The sequence below is a fragment of the Acinetobacter sp. JADD-222 genome (assembly GCF_049310645.1).
Genome location: NZ_JBMOWI010000003.1, coordinates 177,026 through 193,112 on the forward strand (window position 1 = coordinate 177,026; position 16,087 = coordinate 193,112).

A 16,087-nucleotide genomic window follows, 5' to 3' on the forward strand; every position below is an offset into this window, starting at 1 on the left:
TTATTATAAAAATTGTCTTGTCAATGCAAAATTAGTCTAAAATATAGAGTGTTTGCGATAATCCCAAGTAAGTTTTATTTTTTTCAAGACTCTCTGTTTTAGAGAGTTTACTTTCGCATTTATATCCTTTTTGTCTGGATACGCTGTCTAGGTTTCCTCACACCTTAAGTGACTCAAATAACTTATTTTAAGGTCCCCCTTACATGAAAAAGTTTTTGAAATACCTTCTGGTATTAATCATTCTTATTTTAATTGCAGGTATTGCGTTCTTGTTTAGACCTACAACGTCAAAACAAGTTGAAACTGCAAAAGATGAGCCAGTTGTTGATGCTGTTCTTGTTGGCGGCGGCATCATGAGTGCCACTCTCGGTACTTATTTCACTGAGCTTGAACCAAACTGGCAAATTCGTATGTTTGAGCGTCTTGACCAAGTTGCTCAAGAAAGTTCAAACGGCTTTAACAATGCCGGAACAGGCCACTCTGGCTTTATGGAAATGAACTATACCGAAGAGAAAAACGGTAAGATGGAAATTGCCAAAGCTGAAAAAGTTGCTTCTCAATTTGAAGTTGCTAAACAGTTCTGGTCATATCAGGTAAAACAAGGCGTTTTAGCTGAACCGAAATCATTCATTAATCCAGTTCCGCATATTGCTTTTGTTTGGGGCGATAACGTTCAGTTCTTAGAAAAACGTTATGCTGCCATGATTCAAAGCCCGTTGTTCAAAGGTATGAAATTTACTGAAGACCCTGCTGTTATTAAACAATGGGCACCTTTAGTCATGAATGACCGTGATCCAAGTCAAAAAGTTGCCGCGACCCGTATGGATGTTGGCTCTGACGTAAACTATGGTTCAATCACTAAACAATTAGTGGGTCATTTAAATCAAAACCCGAATTTCAAATTACAGACATCAACTGAAGTGACTGGCATCAGCCAAAATGATGACAAAACTTGGACCGTGTCTTTCAAAAATTTGAAAACTGGTAAAGTAGATCACGTTAAAACACGTTTTGTATTTATCGGTGCAGGTGGTGCAGCAGTTAAATTATTGCAACTTACTGGTTTACCAGAAGCTAAACAATATGCTGGCTTCCCTGTGGGTGGTGAGTTCTTAATTACTGACAACCCAAAAATTACTGCTGAACACACAGCGAAAGTATATGGCCGTGCTGAACTTGGTGCGCCTCCAATGTCTGTACCACATATTGATACACGTTATATCGACGGTAAAAAATATGTATTGTTTGGCCCATTTGCAACCTATTCAAACAAGTTCCTGAAAAATGGTTCTCAGCTTGATTTACTTGCATCTACCAACAAAAACAACGTTTTACCAATGACGACTGTTGGTTTAGAAAACCTTGATCTTGTTAAATACTTGGTTAGCCAAGTCATGATGTCAGATGAAGACCGTCTCAATGAACTTCGTAAATACTACCCAGATGCGAAAGCTGAAGACTGGCGTTTAAGCCAAGGTGGTCAACGTGTTCAGATCATCAAGAAAGAACCGGGTAAACCGGCAACGCTTCAATTCGGTACAGAAATCTTTGCGTCTAAAGATGGTGCTGTAACTGCATTGTTAGGTGCGTCTCCGGGTGCTTCGACTTCTCCATACATCATGCTTAACTTGCTTGAAAAAGCTTTCCCTCAGCAAACTGAAGGTAAGTGGAACCAGAAGCTTCATGAAATTGTAGTGTCTTATAAACAAGACTTAAGCAAAGATCCTGTATTACTCGATAAAGTTCGCCAGTACACAAGTTCTACGCTTGGCTTGAACTATACATCTCCGTTCAAAGCTGCAAACGATGAAACTGCTGCTGCCCCAGTTGCAAAAGCAAACTAAGTTTGACGATGTATAAATAAAATTCCAAAAGGATGAATTTCGATTCGTCCTTTTGTTTTTTAAGACCTCAGCTGAGATATTTAGATTCGCTATGACCCATTTAAACTCATCTTCTCACCTCTTATCATTTGGTTTTAAGCTCGTGCTTGTTTTGCTGCTGGCTTATCTTTTGGTAAGCGGTTTTTATATATGGATGATTGGTGGTACAGCAATTTACATCAGCTCAGCCGTACTACTTGCCATCACCGCGTATGCATTTAAGCTCGGTAAATATCAAAAGCTATGTTCTGTTTTAAATCTGCTCATCAGTGCAGCGGCGTTATATTTCAGTACTGCTCATTTATTTTTCTCCCCTGTTCAATTCTTTATATTTTTACCTGCCTTATTTTTTGTACTGTTAGCTTTTGCTCACCTAGAAAAAGTTCGCAGCTTATCTAAGGTTTTATTATTCATTAGTTTATTGATTTGGTCAGGCATACATTTTATGCAACTTGAACAACTTAAAGCGTATTATAAAACGCAGCATACTGGTGAAAGTTGGCAGCAATTTGGCGCGCTTTAAGCACTATTTCTTAGTCAATATTTTTAAATAAATACGTAACCTTTTTCACATAAAGTTCATCAGTAAAACTGAACATCGTCTACAGAAATCCTCTTAAGAAAAAATATTCATAACAATCTAATTTATTTAGAAATATATCGAGCATATTCGCGATTGAACACAATCCATCTACACGCTAGATTAACTCAAATATTTTTTCTCCCTTTATGTTGTAATTTATGAAGATTTTAGATGGCGGTTTAGGCCGTGAATTGGCCCGTCGTGGCGCTCCGTTTCGTCAACCAGAGTGGTCTGCGCTTGCACTCATTGAAGCACCTGAAACAGTAAAAGAAGTCCACCTCGACTTTATCAACGCTGGTGCAGAAGTCATTACAACCAATAACTATGCGGTTGTGCCATTTCATATTGGTCAAGAACGTTTTGAAACTGACGGCGTGCGTTTAATTAAAGTTGCGATTGAACAAGCAAAAAATGCAGTTAAAGAAAGCGGCAAAAATGTCAAAATAGCAGGCTGTTTACCACCGTTATTTGGTTCTTACCGCGCCGACTTGTTCCAACCGGAACAGGCTAAAAACCTTGCTGAGCAAATTATTAACACATTGGCACCAGAGGTAGATTTCTGGCTCGCTGAAACTCAATCATGCTTAAAAGAAGTTGAAACAGTCCATGCATTATTGCCACAAGATGGTAAGGACTATTGGGTGTCATTTACGCTACAAGATGAGATTAAACAAGAACAAGCTTTACTTCGTTCTGGCGAAAATATGCAACAAGTGGCTGACTTTATAAAGCAGTCAAATGCCAAAGCAGTATTGTTTAACTGCTGCCAACCTGAAGTGATCTTGCAAGCGATTAACGAAATTAAAGGACTTATTCCTGAGTCTGTGCAAATTGGTGCTTATGCCAACGCTTTCCCACCGCAAGATGAAAGCGCTACTGCTAACGATGGCCTTGATGAAATTCGTAAAGACCTAGATGCTCCTGCTTATCTTGCTTTTGCCAAACAATGGCAGCAAGCAGGTGCAAGTTTAGTGGGCGGTTGCTGTGGTATTGGACCAGAACACATTGCTGAACTTTCTCAATTTTTTAAAGAATAAATACCATGTCTGCTGCCAAAATCGGATTATTGTCTCTTACAGCGCTGGTATTTAGTTCTATGGTGGGGTCAGGCGTATTTAGCCTCCCCCAAAATATGGCTCAAGTTGCCAACGGCTCTGCCCTTCTTGTTGCATGGCTCATTACCGGAGTCGGCATTATTTTCTTGGCTCTCTCATTGTTGCATTTAACCCGTCAACGACCAGATCTAGATGGCGGTATTTATAACTATGCACGCGAAGGCTTTGGAGACCTGATCGGGTTTTGCTCGGCGTGGGGTTACTGGTTGTGTACTACCATTGGTATTGTCGGTTATGTAGTGATTGCCTTTTCAGGCGTTGGCATGTTTACCGACAGCAAAGACCACGTTATTTTTGGTGAAGGTAATACACTTTACTCACTGATTGGATCAAGCATTTTTGTATGGCTGGTGCACTGGTTAGTAAGCCGAGGTATTAAGGAAGCTGCGATTGTGAATTTACTGGCAACCATTGCCAAAATTATTCCAATGGTGGTCTTTATCTTCTTTACTTTTATTGCCTTTAAGTTTGATTTGTTCAAACTCAACTTAAATGACTTCTCTTTAAAAGTTCCCCTTTGGCAGCAAGTCAAAGACCTGATGCTCATTACCCTTTGGGTATTTACCGGTATTGAAGGTGCGGTGGTTTTATCATCACGTGCAAAAAACCGTCATGACATTGGCAAAGCGACCATTTTAGGTGTGTTGCTGGCATTAAGTTTTTACGTCATGGTCACAGTATTAGCTTATGGTGTGGTGAGCCGTGAAGCGCTTGCTGGTATGCATAACCCATCTATGGCGACCATTTTGCAGCAACTCATCGGTCTACCGGGTACCATCATTATTACTATCGGCTTGATTATTTCAGTTTCATCGTCTTATTTAAGCTGGACGTTATTTGCGACCGAAATTCCATATCTAGCTGCAAAAAATGGTGCATTCCCGAAATTATTTTTAAAGAATAATCAAAATAATGTACCCATTTCATCACTTTGGCTGACCACCATTGTCGTGCAAGGTGCATTGATTGCGGTGTATTTTTTCAATAAAAATTACACCCAGCTTTTATTAATTTCATCGGTGATGATTTTACTGCCTTATTTTCTGGTGTCGGCTTTTTATCTTAAGGAATCCATTCGCCATAAACGCACGCTGCATATTGCCATTGCAAGTGTCGCTTCCATTTATGCACTTTGGTTGCTCTATGCAGCAGGATTAGATTTATTACTTCTGTCTGTAGTGTTGTATTTGGTCGGCTTGGTTATTTTTTCCATCAGCTATTTTGAGCATAAAAAATCGCTCAAACAAAATCAGCTTAATTAATCATTTCAACCACTGTTGAGTCATTTCAGCAGTGGTTTTCTAAAACAAAAATTTCTATTTTGAAGGCTGTGACTGCTTTAAATGCAACCGTAAAATACGGCGTAATTCTAAAATTGCTTCTGGGCTATTTTGAATTGAATGGCCACCTTTAATAATCAGCTCTGACTGCTCCCCACCTAAGTGTGAACTTTGATAAGGCACAATCCCATCACTGCTTTTTAACTTATCTGTTGTCCCGTTAATATTGCCCATAATCGAGTGATAGACCACTTGGGGCGATGGTTGAATGGCTTGAGTCAACTGCATAAAGTTAGAAGAGCGACTTAAATTACTCGCCCCATTTTCAATTAAGCCTTTTCTGAGTTTGGTATTTTTCTCATCTCTCATTTCGACCGCAATAAAAAAGTCAGCCGGTAAACGAATAATACGACGGGCAATTTGGGTAAACCATCGATCAGCGTAGTCTGTACCATGATGCGGTGCCGAAACAAAAACAACTCGATTAAAATATGGCAAAGCCTTGAACTGAAAACGCTCACGAATGATCGGATTTTCTTTTAAACGATTTAACTGCGCTTCATTCATTTTTTGTATGGCTTGCTCTGAAACATCGGCATTACTCACCAGTAAACGGCTAATCACGCCGCCCATACTATGCCCGACCAACACTGCATCGTGTGCTGCATAACTGTCTTTCGCAATGTTTTGAAAAGCCTGATTCAACAATGAATAAATCTGAAAACGACTTTCAAAAATCGGCATATTGGTTGAATAAAACACCTGCCAAACCTGATAGTTTTTCCTTAATTCAGCATCGCCCATAATGTCATTGGTTAGGCTCACCCATGCCTCTGGGCTACTTGCTAAACCATGAACAAACACAATAATTTTCTTATTTGGGTTAAAAGGTTCCAGCATATATAAATGCGGCATGATTAAATTGGCTTCTTTATTAATTAAAGACCAATAACCTGCCGCACCTAAATTATATTTCGACAACCAAAGCCCATAAGGAGCCGAATAGTTTGCAGTCAGTGGATAATCCACACCTTCGATTTTTACACGGTCTTGTCGATATGGATCGAACATTGAAATTTCTAACTCTGCCCCAGCAATGACCTGATCGGCTGTGGCTTTTTGTTTTGGGTATGCAATCGCAGTAGCAGGAAAGAAGCGTGGTAAATGAATATTAGGGTTGGCTTGGTGAGTATAAAAATTATCGGGGTCTAAAATGAAGCCGTGATTTACATCATTTTCTTTACGCCCAACTATAAACTCTGCCCCCAAACCATCCTTACGGTTAACGGTATTAAAACCAGAAAAGTTCATGTTATAGCTAGAGCGAAAGGTATCGACTTCAATATGCTGTACATCTACAGCATGATCAAAGTTAACGTGGTACTCATGCCCATCTGCTTTCAGTAAAGGTGGGAAATGAAGCGTATTTAAATGATTAAAATACGTGGTCATGAGCTTTGACAAGGCGACGTTATAAAAAATACGTACCTGATTTTGGCGATGGTCAAACACCCGATCGAAAGGCGACTCTTCAGAGTCAAATAAATAGACATAACTATAGCGTAAGCTTTTATCGAACAGCGCTAACTCTTGCTCAACGCAACTGTTACTTTTATTAATAACATGACACTGGCTACTACGTCCGACATCTAAAGCTTTTGCCAAGTAAATTTCACTCAGCGCAGCATAGCGTTCTTCTCGGCTGCTATTTTCGGACAGGCTCTGAACCTTATTTAAACAATCACCAAAATTTTGTAGGCAAGTTTTTTCATCTTCTTTGACCAAATACAGTAAGTTTTGGGTTTGATGACTTAAGGTGCCGTCGGTCAGAATACTTTCATTCTTACTTTTTAAAGCATTGCTTAAATTACTTTCTTTTAAATGAATGACCTGACAGCCACTGAGCAAAGCCATTATTGTTATGATTGAATAATGGTAAGACTTTGTCATTCTGCCTTCCTTAATCGAATGTATTCCCCATCTGGTCATTATGCCTGTAAAGCAGTGAACGAACAATTTCGACTCCGCTTCCGTCTTCCTTTATTTCAAAAAAAAGCCTGAACTCATTTTAATTCAGGCTTTTTTGTTATTTTTTAAAATCAAGCTTGGTTGAACTTTTGCTGTGAAGCTAAATAAGAGAAATACAAAATTGGTAAGATAAACGGCGCTACACTCCAGAAATCAAAATAGACATAGAGGATCGCTCCCAAGAAAGCACCAATCACAAAACCAATTACAATACTGGCACTTTTTAGAAAACTTGCCCGATTGGCTGCGTTATTGTTTTTAAGTAAGTTGGCAATATCAATTCCGAGCTGGGTAGTGTTACCTGTCATCATGGTGCTTGGGCTAATATTTTTAATAAGGGTTTTGCTTGAAGTATTACGAATAGCCAAAGCAATTAAACCTAGCCCACCCGTTACTGCAACTGTTAATGCATCCGGATCTTTAAATGGTTCGAAGTAAAGCCCTGCCACCATAAAGGCACATAGAAAAATAGCTTCAAATAAAAATAAATAAGACAGCGTTTTGTGCTTGATCTGACTGCGGTCAATCAACAGTTTGGTAATGACAACAGTCAAAATAAATAGTGGGATTGCTGCGAGCTTAATCCATAAACCCGAGCCACCTTTAACCCATGCTGCCCCTGCCAACACTAAGTTTCCCGTCACATGCGCGGTGAAAAAGCCAAACAATGCAATAAAGCCAATAGTATCAATTGCCCCACCCACCATAGTGAGTAAAACAGGATCTCGACATATTGCCCAGGTACTTTCTGTGTCTTTTTTAATTGGGGTATCTGTCATAAAAAATATCCTGTTAAATTAAAACTTTAAAGTAAGCAAGTTGTATATAAATGATTTAAAATTGAATAATACTAAAGCGTTTATGAAAGCAAAAAATCATGTAAAAAAATAGGGTGCGTAATGTCGTAACACTGTCTTTTAAATGGCAACAATCAAAATTGACTATTTTTAAAACACTAAACTGTTCTCCTCCTTAAATCAATTTGACCTCCAAAACTGTTCTAACTATGATGAAGCCGCTAGTTGACATCAACTGGTTTTGGACCTGAAAAAGTTATGCCAAAATATGGATAATCAATAACAACAATCACGAGTAGATATATGTCACTTTATAATTTTTCAGTTTTTTTAGGGGGATTATTATTTGTAACTGTTGCCTTCGCGGGTCAAAAAAACAGTCCTCATCGTGATTTCTATTTGAAATGTATTGCGGCTGGTCATAGCCGTGCAAGCTGTACATGCATTTATCATCGTTTAGAACGCCAGTACTCCCCTAAGCTCATGCATAAACTTGGAAGTTTAAGTTTACAAAGTCCTGAAATACCGCGTGATTTTGTAAAATCCATGATGCGTACCATGCAAAAATGCCAGTCATAATTTTATTTTTTAAGCCACATCCATGCCAATACCCCAGCCATACATAAAATTGCCGGATAGACAAACCACGGATGTGGAATGGCCCAAATCATCAGTCCCGCGGCCAGACTCATACTTAAGGTCGAGATGTATTTTGCCTTTTTGGGAATACGCCGATGTTCTTGCCACTCGCGAATGAGTGGGCCGATATAGGGATGATTTCGAAACCTCTGATGAAGTTTTTCAGAACCACGAGCAGCAAAGAAAACCGCCAAAATTATAAAGTCGACGGTGGGTAAACCGGGAATAAAAATACCCAATATGCCAAGCGCAATACACAACCAAGCCAAACCAATAAACACCCAGCGTGCCCACATAGAACGGGCAAGCTTACTGACTGGTTGAGCGGGTGCTAACGACTGCTCATGTTTTACCATGACATTTACTTGATTAAGTTTATCCATATCGGGTATTCCCTTTATCCACTTTTTACTACTTCAATTCATCAAGCTGATCAAGCGCTTGACCAAAATATCCAAAGGCATCTAAAGCTCCTTGAACGACTCGGTCTTGCTGGGTTTGGTCAAAGCCTGCTTCATCCAGTGCTTGTACAAAACGTTTCCAGACTTTAGCGCGCCCTTCGGGATAGGCCGCTAAATTACGTGCTGCAAACGTTTCAGAAAAACCCAAATGCTTTTGAGCTTCTTTAAATAAAAATGCAGCTCCTAAGGTTGAACCTTCGGACACATAAATCCAGCCTAAAGCTTCGGGTAGCTGTACGTTTTCACTCTGTAACTGCTGTTCGTTAGGTTGAATACCCAAATCATTTAAATCGGCAAGTGCTTGTTTTGAGCGGCCACGAATGTCGAGGTCTGGAACCAGTCCTGCCACACCCTCTTTTTCAAAAAGATGTTCAATTTCGCGCTGAAAGTAATATTGAGACAAAGTAAATTGCGCGTATTTTTCTTTACTTGAAAACACCTTTGCCTCTGACATTAATTGATGCATACGTTCGTGTTCAGCAGCAGTTTCTTGTTTCAAACGTAAAGACAAACTGTTGCTAATGATTTGTTCTGTAGATGAATTCATCATCTTTCTCCTGCAAAATGGATATTACTCATCGGTTAACGGCCCCGATTGAGTTTGAGTTGGACTGGAAAATCCACAATAATAGTCACGGCTCGACCGTTAATTTTGTGGGGTTTAAATCTAGATTTACGTGCAGCTTTTATGACCCGTTCATCAAGGCTTTGAATGCCCGAACTTTGACGTAATTGAATGTTGATTGGCTGCCCTTTTTCATTAATGCGAATCCGAAGCTCAACCAAACGATTTTGTTGTTTTAACTCACGGTCATCGTAATCAAGCCCGCCAAAACTCAGCACATCCACGCTACTCACCTGAACAACGTCATCGTGTTCAACTTGAGTGCTAGGGGCTTTGGAATATTCTTGCTGCATTGCGGGTGTTTTGACGCCGCCACTTTTAGTTTCGTTATTAGTGTTTTGTGGCAACTGCTCAGTTTGCGTTTGTTCAAAGTCTGTCGAACTCAGTTTTTTATCGGTATGAGTCACCAGCCTTTCTGTACGCTGCGCTGGTTGGAGTGAAGTTGAATTATTTAAAGTCGTTTTTGATTGTACTTGCTGTTTGTCATTTAAATTATTTTGCACGGCCTCTTTAGAAGCAGTTTTTGACGCTAATGTTTGAACATTTGTAGGCGAGTTTTTTGGCTGATCGGGCGTATGAGATACCGAACTGTTTAAAGTAGATTGAGGCGTTACACTGTTTTTAGGTTGGCTTTCAGTCTTTTCAGCCGATGGCTTTTTAGCGGGCGCCAATGACACAAAACTTACTTTTAAGGCATCTACTTTGGGTGTTGCTTTAAAATTATAAGGTTCAATTAAATGACTCAGCATCCAGACAACAAACACATGCAGACCAATCACCACGACTACGGTTAAGCACTTATAAAAATGCTTTGGCCCTTGTGGTAAAGGCAACATAACCATCGGCTTATGTGTAGGGAATAAAGATTTTGATTTCATGGCTTATTCCCTAAAAACGATGCTCAAGCTTGAGACTAATGTTGTGTTTATCGTAGGAATACAGCCAATCGACATTGCTTTTATTATGGTTATAGCGATAGGTTAAATTAGGCGTCATGCCATAAAACTCAAAGCGCGGCATTTGCACAACAAGGGTATAGTTTTGTTCAAAATCATGACGACGAGCTAAGAAAGTTTCTGCGTATTTATCAAACAGGCGCCAACGATAAGAACTCAGCAAAGTGGTATTAAATCCTGTACTCCAAGATTTGCTTAAGCCCAATCGCACACCTTGCTGTTGGTAGGCAGCCATGTATTTTTCTTGGGTCGAATGGTCGAGCACATCTAGACCACCAAAAAAAGTCCACTGGTCTGGAAAAATTTTCCAGAAAGTAGCAAACGCTGAGCTTTCTACCCCATCTAGGGTTTTATATTTCTGATAATTTAAATCTTTACTCTCAGCCTCAAGCTTGAAAGCTTTATCTGCAGAGATAAAATGCATCCACTCAGCACGCGCACCCCAGGCATTGTAAAGACCATCATTGCCATAACGTTTATGTTCAAATAGAGGACTCACCCCAATTTGATTTTTTAAGTCAAAGTAGCTGTAGCCTGCATTAATGTTGATGGTAGATTCATTAAATGCCGCGTGGTCGTTATAGGACTGTCCAAACGCCAGCGCACGTAAAGCCACGCCATGATGCCCCTTAATCGCATAGCGTTTAATCAGACTGGCTTCGTAATCTAAACCTGTTGCCGACTCAGCTTTAGGGGTCCCACGGGTAACTTGCTCAATTGGGATAATATTACCCTTACTATCTTTGCCATAAAGCGTCCATGTTTTGCTTTGTTCAGATGAACTATTTAAATTACTGACATAGGTGTAACCCGCTGAAACCGAGCCTTGCCAAGAGTCTCGTTTTTTTAGTGCCTGAACAAAAGTATTTACTGTTGTTAAAACTCCAGACGGAATTACCGCAGGGTCACTTTGTTTCAGTTGGTCTTGAATGGAAATAAAAAGGCGTGCTGCTTCCTTATTCTTCTGTTGTTCAAACAGCACGCGCGCTAACTCAAGTTCACAAATTAAATTATGAGGTTGTTGTTTTAGGCTGCTTTGAAATTTTTGTTCAGCCAATTTCAGTTGACCCTGAGAACGTGCAACTGCCCCTTCGGCAAAGTCGGTTAAAGCCCGATCGTAGCCAACATATTTCTTATAATGTTCTAAATAAACCGTGGCTTTGAGCCACTGTTTTTGCATGACTGCCAGATATAATGCCTTGGCAAGATCATTCGGATTTTGCTCAACACTGTATTCTTGTCCATTAATTTGAAGTTTAGGTAATTGCTCGGTACTACGAATGGTTCCCTGCTCGTGAAACTGGCGCTGTTCTTGTAAAAGTGTTTGGTCCAAGCTTTGATTGAGACGAAGCTGTGTGTCTTCGTCGGCATATAAAAATGGACAACTCAACAATGTCAGACAGCACAAAAGCGTTCGTTTCATAAAACAATAAACCTGAAGCAACCAAGCAAAAGCCCAAAAAACAAAAGGAACCTACATATGTAGATTCCTTTTGCATTCATTAATTTTTAGCACCGCCAAATGCAGTGTTGTAAGACACGTTATCAAACTGGGCAATACCCGCTAAAGCCGAAGCATTTGCACCGAAGAATTGACCCTGCACCACACCAGAGTTGTCGACACCAGCTGTACCATTAGCCGTTGCCAAACCTGCAAACGCAGCAGTACCTGGGTTAAATGCCACACCATCTAGGCTTAATGATGAAACAACCGTACCAGTTCCTGTAAGCGTTCCTTCAAGTGTACCCGCACCATAATTTGCCGTGAACGTACCACTTAACAGATTGCTTGCAGAGCCGTTAATTCCTGCAACGGTATAGGTTGCAGTACCCGCGGTTGGAACAGTGGTATTGGTGTTATCACCCGCATAGTAAACGGTATGGCTCGCGCTTGCCGGCGTGTCGCCCGCTTTCCACCATTCACCAAAATAGACTTCCTGTGTGCCCACCTGACCAAAGTTAAAATTACCTAATGCACTGTGTGAAGGTGGCATTGCAGACACTGGAATATGCGAAATATTAAAGGTTTTGCTGCCAACCGTTACATTGGTGTTACTTGTTCCCTGAGCAGCAAAAGCCTGAGCCAAACCTTTTAACGAACTAAAACCTGTAAAAGCGTTATATGGTGCACCCGCAGCTTGAACCGACACCGCTGCAACACCACCCGGATGGCTTGCATTGGCAGCAGCACCGATTTTGATATTACTTTCATTACTCGAAATACCATCAATTCCTGCATAAGCAAATGCAGTTGAACAAGCAACGAGACCCAAGAACAATTGAGAGATTTTCATTTGGTGTTACTCCATCTTTTTAAAACTAAGTTATTGTTTAATTTAAAATAACGATTTCTCTATTTTTTAGTTTATTGAGTAGGCCCAGCTGCAAACCTACTCGTTTTTTTGTAAATAATAATCATTCAATCTTATTATTTACCGTTACCTGACTCCCCTTTTATGTATGTGTAGAGGGAATCAAATTCTGTTTAAAATTTAGTGGTCCAACTAATTTTCATCGTTCGGCCGGGTGCAGCCATGGCACTACGAGTTAAAGGATCGATATAAAACTGGTTAGAAAGATTACTGCCGACAAACTCAACCGTGTTGTAGTTATCGACCTGATAACGCGCATAGGCATCAAAAATCCACGTGTCATCCCAAGCCAAAGGCACATTGAGGTAATAGCCTTTATTGACACTAGCATCATTGTTTTTACGTAATGGGCTTTCATAAGCTTTATAGAATGTTGCACGTGCACCGAGCTCTAACTTTTCATCAAAAAAGCGTGCGCCAAGCAAACCGTGGAAACTCAGTTCAGGAGTGGCCATTGTTACCAAGTAGCCATTTGGGAAACCGTCATCGACGCAGCGCTGATACGGTTCGCGGAACTCAAGGCCCTGCTCGGTTTGAACCGTACCGCCTAAAATCATTTTGTTAATAGCACTATTGGTGTCACACACTTCATTTTTTAAGTTATAGGCCACGCTCAAGTCTGTGAAGAAACCGCCATTATCAAAACGGCTTTGTAACTCTAAACCTGACAGCTTTTGCTCATCCATATTGGTAAAAATAAGGTTTTGATCACGCTCAATCACATTTTTGGTTTTGTTGTAGTAATAGGCGAGCTTAATGTCGGCATTGCGTGCTGTGCTAAACCAGTCACGCATGTCATAGACATAACCCAGTTCGTAGTTAAAAGCGTGTTCAGGTTTGATTGCTTGATATGGCAACATGGCAGAAAAACCGACAGTGCTTTCAAACAAACTTGGTAAGCGATATTCCTCTGCATAGCGTGCATAGATTCTGCTGTTTGGCGTGAGGTGAATTGAGGCGCCTAATTGCGGTGCCCAGCCGCTATCTTTAACTTTGTCGGCAGACTCAACCGGAACTTGGTCTACCACCGACATAAAGTTCCCACCAGTTACGACGTACTTTTGTCCAGAGGCATTGAGCTGATTTAAAGGATTATCAGCAAGCGACAATTGCCCATTCGCATCTGCTTTCCAGCTCAGCGTATTTTTCTGTGACCAGATCATGTTATACAACGTGCTCTCTGATGCAGGTACAGTGTCGAGCTGCCCATCCCACTCAGGATTTTTTGTGGCATAGCGCTGTTTTAAAACATTGATTAAACGCTGCTGAGTCGAGGTGTAACTCTCAGGCATGGTCTGATATTCAAAGGTATATTCTTTAAGCCTACTTTTTTTGGTAAATAGCGGATTTAAACTCGGGTCAATCTCGCTCTGCAAAGACTTATTTAAAAAGTCATCAACAGCCCAATATGAACGATAACGCATGCCCGCATCAAAACTTAACCAAGACAGGGGTCGATAATTAAAATTAAAGTCGAACGTTTTTTCCTCACGGCGCCCTGCCCGTGGCAATGCTTGATAGAGCGAATAACTTGGGCCAAATTCGCCATATATATCGTCAGACGTTAGTTTTTCTTTTAAGAAACTTCCACCGAGTGTCAAATCAAGCTGGTCTAATAAACGGGTTTTATTACTGACCGTAATGCCTTTACGCGTATTATCAGAATGGCTTATTGCCGTATTAATAATGGTGTTATCTCTAAAATCGATTGTGGTTGGCCACCCACCACGTGTGTAGGTCTGGCTTTCGGTATCGGTTTGCCAAATGTTGGCGTAGAAATCAATCCAGCGATTACTTTCAGGCTTAAACTTATATTCGAGGCTATAAGCTTTAGAGTGAATATTGCTTAAAGGCCACTGCGGAACACCCAAGTCAGGCGTAATGCCCCAAACAATACGGGACGGCATAATTTCACCAAAAATATTTTTGGTATCTCGGTAAGTCAGTTTAAGGGTCTGATCATCTGTTGGGCGATAGGTCCCTTTTAACAACCACGACTCCATATGACTTGAAGTGTTGGGAACTTCATCGCCCGGCTGATAGGCATAGGCAAAGTAAGGAATAAAATCGAGGCTGCTGTCTGGCGTCGCTCGTTTATAGTAGCCCGCGCCATGTGTGCCAGAAAAATAATTGCCGCGCTCACGTACTGCATAAACTGCCAGTAAATCGAATTTGTCTTGCTTGGTGGCAATTGCCAGTCGGCCCGCTAAATCATCGCCCGAAAAATGAGAGTTATCACTTCTGGTACGGTTCTTTTTATAAATATCGGGGTCATATTTTGACCCATTCATGTCGATCCAAGGCATTGTATCATCGTAGTTTTGACCCACTTTACTCATGTCCGGCAAAGATGGATCGATTGAGTTGGTTGAGCCTTCTACTTTTAACTCGGCACCAAAAGACTTACCCGGACGAACAATGTCATCGGCCTCTAGCGTTTTAACGACTACACCACCACCTACAGAAGTTGTGGTATTGCGCTCTAAAGACGGGCCTTTAATGACTTCAATGCCCGCAATCAGATTGGGGTCGATATAGTTTCGGTTGTTTACCCCGTTGTAGCCACGCCACACCGCGATCGACTGCTCGGTGCCATCAATGGTTAAAGGCACACGACCAACACCCTGCACACCACGTACACTTGGGTCGAGTGCCCCACTGTTGCGGGCATCGCCACTATAGACTCCCACCATGCCTTGTAAAACATCGGCTGGGTTGGTTCCTTTAAAGCGCTCGACATAGTCTTTGCCCGCATAGACCGAAGAGCGGTTTGCATCATAAACTTTGTTATAGCCTTCGGTGTCACGGTCTTCTTTGCCATACACCACAATTGGCGTGAGTCGTACCGACGCATCTTCTTCAATTACGGCACTACTTGGCGGCAGACTAGCGGCCTGAACCTTAGCGGGAGTGACTCGCGGCAAAGATTTTTTGGTGAGTGTGTAGCCCTGCCCAACTTTTACAGCATTAAATTCGGTTGCTTTTAAAAGCTGCTCAAAACCTTGCTCGACAGCAAAATTACCTTTTAAGCCTAGGCTGTGTAACCCTTGGAGTTGCTGGGCATCCATTGCAATTGAAGTACCCGATTGTTCGACAAACTGATTGAGTACGTTAGCAAGACGGCCGGCGGGAATGTTATAGCTTTTAACTCCGGCTGTTTCTGCATAGGCCTGCTGCATAGGAAGCACAACAAGCCCCCCCATCGACACAGCATGTATGGCAAACGCCAGTGTCGAGAATCGAAAAATCGATCGATTCCGCTTTTGCCCCGTTCCCGCTTTTTTCATTTGCCCGCCCCAGTAAATCGTAATAAGAATCATTCAGCACAACAAATTAAAATGATCCATA

The 16,087-nt window shown here is 41.1% G+C and carries 13 protein-coding genes; 5 read left to right on the forward strand and 8 right to left on the reverse strand.

Annotated features, from left to right (window positions below; all coding sequences use genetic code 11):
- Positions 1 to 203: 203 nt before the first annotated feature.
- The 4 genes from mqo to ACO6UW_RS04615 all read left to right on the forward strand — a co-directional run bounded on the left by mqo (position 204) and on the right by ACO6UW_RS04615 (position 4,843).
- A complete protein-coding gene (gene mqo / locus ACO6UW_RS04600) occupies positions 204 to 1,844 on the forward strand; it encodes a malate dehydrogenase (quinone) (RefSeq protein WP_057062628.1) in 1,641 nt (546 codons plus the stop codon).
- A gap of 91 nt (positions 1,845 to 1,935) precedes the next feature.
- Positions 1,936 to 2,406: a hypothetical protein gene (locus ACO6UW_RS04605; RefSeq protein WP_057062627.1), complete on the forward strand. Its 471-nt coding sequence runs from the start codon at positions 1,936 to 1,938 to the stop codon at positions 2,404 to 2,406.
- A 218-nt stretch (positions 2,407 to 2,624) separates the two neighbouring features.
- Positions 2,625 to 3,503, forward strand: coding sequence for a homocysteine S-methyltransferase family protein (locus ACO6UW_RS04610; protein WP_068976520.1), 879 nt, complete (start codon positions 2,625 to 2,627; stop codon positions 3,501 to 3,503).
- 5 nt (positions 3,504 to 3,508) lie between these two features.
- Positions 3,509 to 4,843: a basic amino acid/polyamine antiporter gene (locus ACO6UW_RS04615; protein ID WP_057062625.1), complete on the forward strand. Its 1,335-nt coding sequence runs from the start codon at positions 3,509 to 3,511 to the stop codon at positions 4,841 to 4,843.
- 54 nt (positions 4,844 to 4,897) lie between these two features.
- Here ACO6UW_RS04615 and ACO6UW_RS04620 read toward each other — a convergent pair whose 3' ends face one another.
- Together ACO6UW_RS04620 and ACO6UW_RS04625 are read right to left on the reverse strand one after the other, a co-directional pair.
- A complete protein-coding gene (locus ACO6UW_RS04620) occupies positions 4,898 to 6,811 on the reverse strand; it encodes an esterase/lipase family protein (RefSeq protein WP_057062624.1) in 1,914 nt (637 codons plus the stop codon).
- A 149-nt stretch (positions 6,812 to 6,960) separates the two neighbouring features.
- Entirely contained in the window at positions 6,961 to 7,668 is a 708-nt protein-coding gene (locus ACO6UW_RS04625) for a YoaK family protein (RefSeq protein WP_057062623.1), read from the reverse strand.
- A 321-nt stretch (positions 7,669 to 7,989) separates the two neighbouring features.
- Between ACO6UW_RS04625 and ACO6UW_RS04630 the strand changes: the two genes are divergently transcribed.
- The gene (locus tag ACO6UW_RS04630; RefSeq protein ID WP_057062622.1) at positions 7,990 to 8,265 is read left to right on the forward strand and encodes a hypothetical protein; all 276 of its coding nucleotides are present in this window, start codon (positions 7,990 to 7,992) and stop codon (positions 8,263 to 8,265) included.
- A gap of 2 nt (positions 8,266 to 8,267) precedes the next feature.
- On the opposite strand, the gene ACO6UW_RS04635 is transcribed toward ACO6UW_RS04630, so the two are convergent.
- The 6 genes from ACO6UW_RS04635 to ACO6UW_RS04660 all read right to left on the reverse strand — a co-directional run bounded on the left by ACO6UW_RS04635 (position 8,268) and on the right by ACO6UW_RS04660 (position 16,026).
- A complete protein-coding gene (locus ACO6UW_RS04635) occupies positions 8,268 to 8,708 on the reverse strand; it encodes a YbaN family protein (protein ID WP_057062621.1) in 441 nt (146 codons plus the stop codon).
- Between the two features lie 28 nt (positions 8,709 to 8,736).
- Complete coding sequence (locus tag ACO6UW_RS04640; protein WP_081037646.1) at positions 8,737 to 9,336, reverse strand: biliverdin-producing heme oxygenase; 600 nt, start codon at positions 9,334 to 9,336, stop codon at positions 8,737 to 8,739.
- A 32-nt stretch (positions 9,337 to 9,368) separates the two neighbouring features.
- Entirely contained in the window at positions 9,369 to 10,289 is a 921-nt protein-coding gene (locus ACO6UW_RS04645) for an energy transducer TonB (protein ID WP_057062619.1), read from the reverse strand.
- 10 nt (positions 10,290 to 10,299) lie between these two features.
- Positions 10,300 to 11,790: a porin family protein gene (locus ACO6UW_RS04650; protein ID WP_057062618.1), complete on the reverse strand. Its 1,491-nt coding sequence runs from the start codon at positions 11,788 to 11,790 to the stop codon at positions 10,300 to 10,302.
- A gap of 79 nt (positions 11,791 to 11,869) precedes the next feature.
- On the reverse strand, positions 11,870 to 12,661 hold the full coding sequence (locus ACO6UW_RS04655) for a Slam-dependent surface lipoprotein (RefSeq protein ID WP_057062617.1): 792 nt from the start codon (positions 12,659 to 12,661) through the stop codon (positions 11,870 to 11,872).
- Positions 12,662 to 12,852: 191 nt separating this feature from the next.
- Positions 12,853 to 16,026, reverse strand: coding sequence for a TonB-dependent receptor domain-containing protein (locus ACO6UW_RS04660; RefSeq protein WP_057062656.1), 3,174 nt, complete (start codon positions 16,024 to 16,026; stop codon positions 12,853 to 12,855).
- Positions 16,027 to 16,087 lie beyond the last annotated feature (61 nt).

Coding starts and splice junctions, on each gene's coding strand:
- mqo (WP_057062628.1), top strand. CDS start 204: ATGAAAAAGTTTTTGAAATACCTTCTGGTATTAATCATTCTTATTTTA.
- ACO6UW_RS04605 (WP_057062627.1), top strand. CDS start 1,936: ATGACCCATTTAAACTCATCTTCTCACCTCTTATCATTTGGTTTTAAG.
- ACO6UW_RS04610 (WP_068976520.1), top strand. CDS start 2,625: ATGAAGATTTTAGATGGCGGTTTAGGCCGTGAATTGGCCCGTCGTGGC.
- ACO6UW_RS04615 (WP_057062625.1), top strand. CDS start 3,509: ATGTCTGCTGCCAAAATCGGATTATTGTCTCTTACAGCGCTGGTATTT.
- ACO6UW_RS04620 (WP_057062624.1), bottom strand. CDS start 6,811: ATGACAAAGTCTTACCATTATTCAATCATAACAATAATGGCTTTGCTC.
- ACO6UW_RS04625 (WP_057062623.1), bottom strand. CDS start 7,668: ATGACAGATACCCCAATTAAAAAAGACACAGAAAGTACCTGGGCAATA.
- ACO6UW_RS04630 (WP_057062622.1), top strand. CDS start 7,990: ATGTCACTTTATAATTTTTCAGTTTTTTTAGGGGGATTATTATTTGTA.
- ACO6UW_RS04635 (WP_057062621.1), bottom strand. CDS start 8,708: ATGGATAAACTTAATCAAGTAAATGTCATGGTAAAACATGAGCAGTCG.
- ACO6UW_RS04640 (WP_081037646.1), bottom strand. CDS start 9,336: ATGATGAATTCATCTACAGAACAAATCATTAGCAACAGTTTGTCTTTA.
- ACO6UW_RS04645 (WP_057062619.1), bottom strand. CDS start 10,289: ATGAAATCAAAATCTTTATTCCCTACACATAAGCCGATGGTTATGTTG.
- ACO6UW_RS04650 (WP_057062618.1), bottom strand. CDS start 11,790: ATGAAACGAACGCTTTTGTGCTGTCTGACATTGTTGAGTTGTCCATTT.
- ACO6UW_RS04655 (WP_057062617.1), bottom strand. CDS start 12,661: ATGAAAATCTCTCAATTGTTCTTGGGTCTCGTTGCTTGTTCAACTGCA.
- ACO6UW_RS04660 (WP_057062656.1), bottom strand. CDS start 16,026: ATGAAAAAAGCGGGAACGGGGCAAAAGCGGAATCGATCGATTTTTCGA.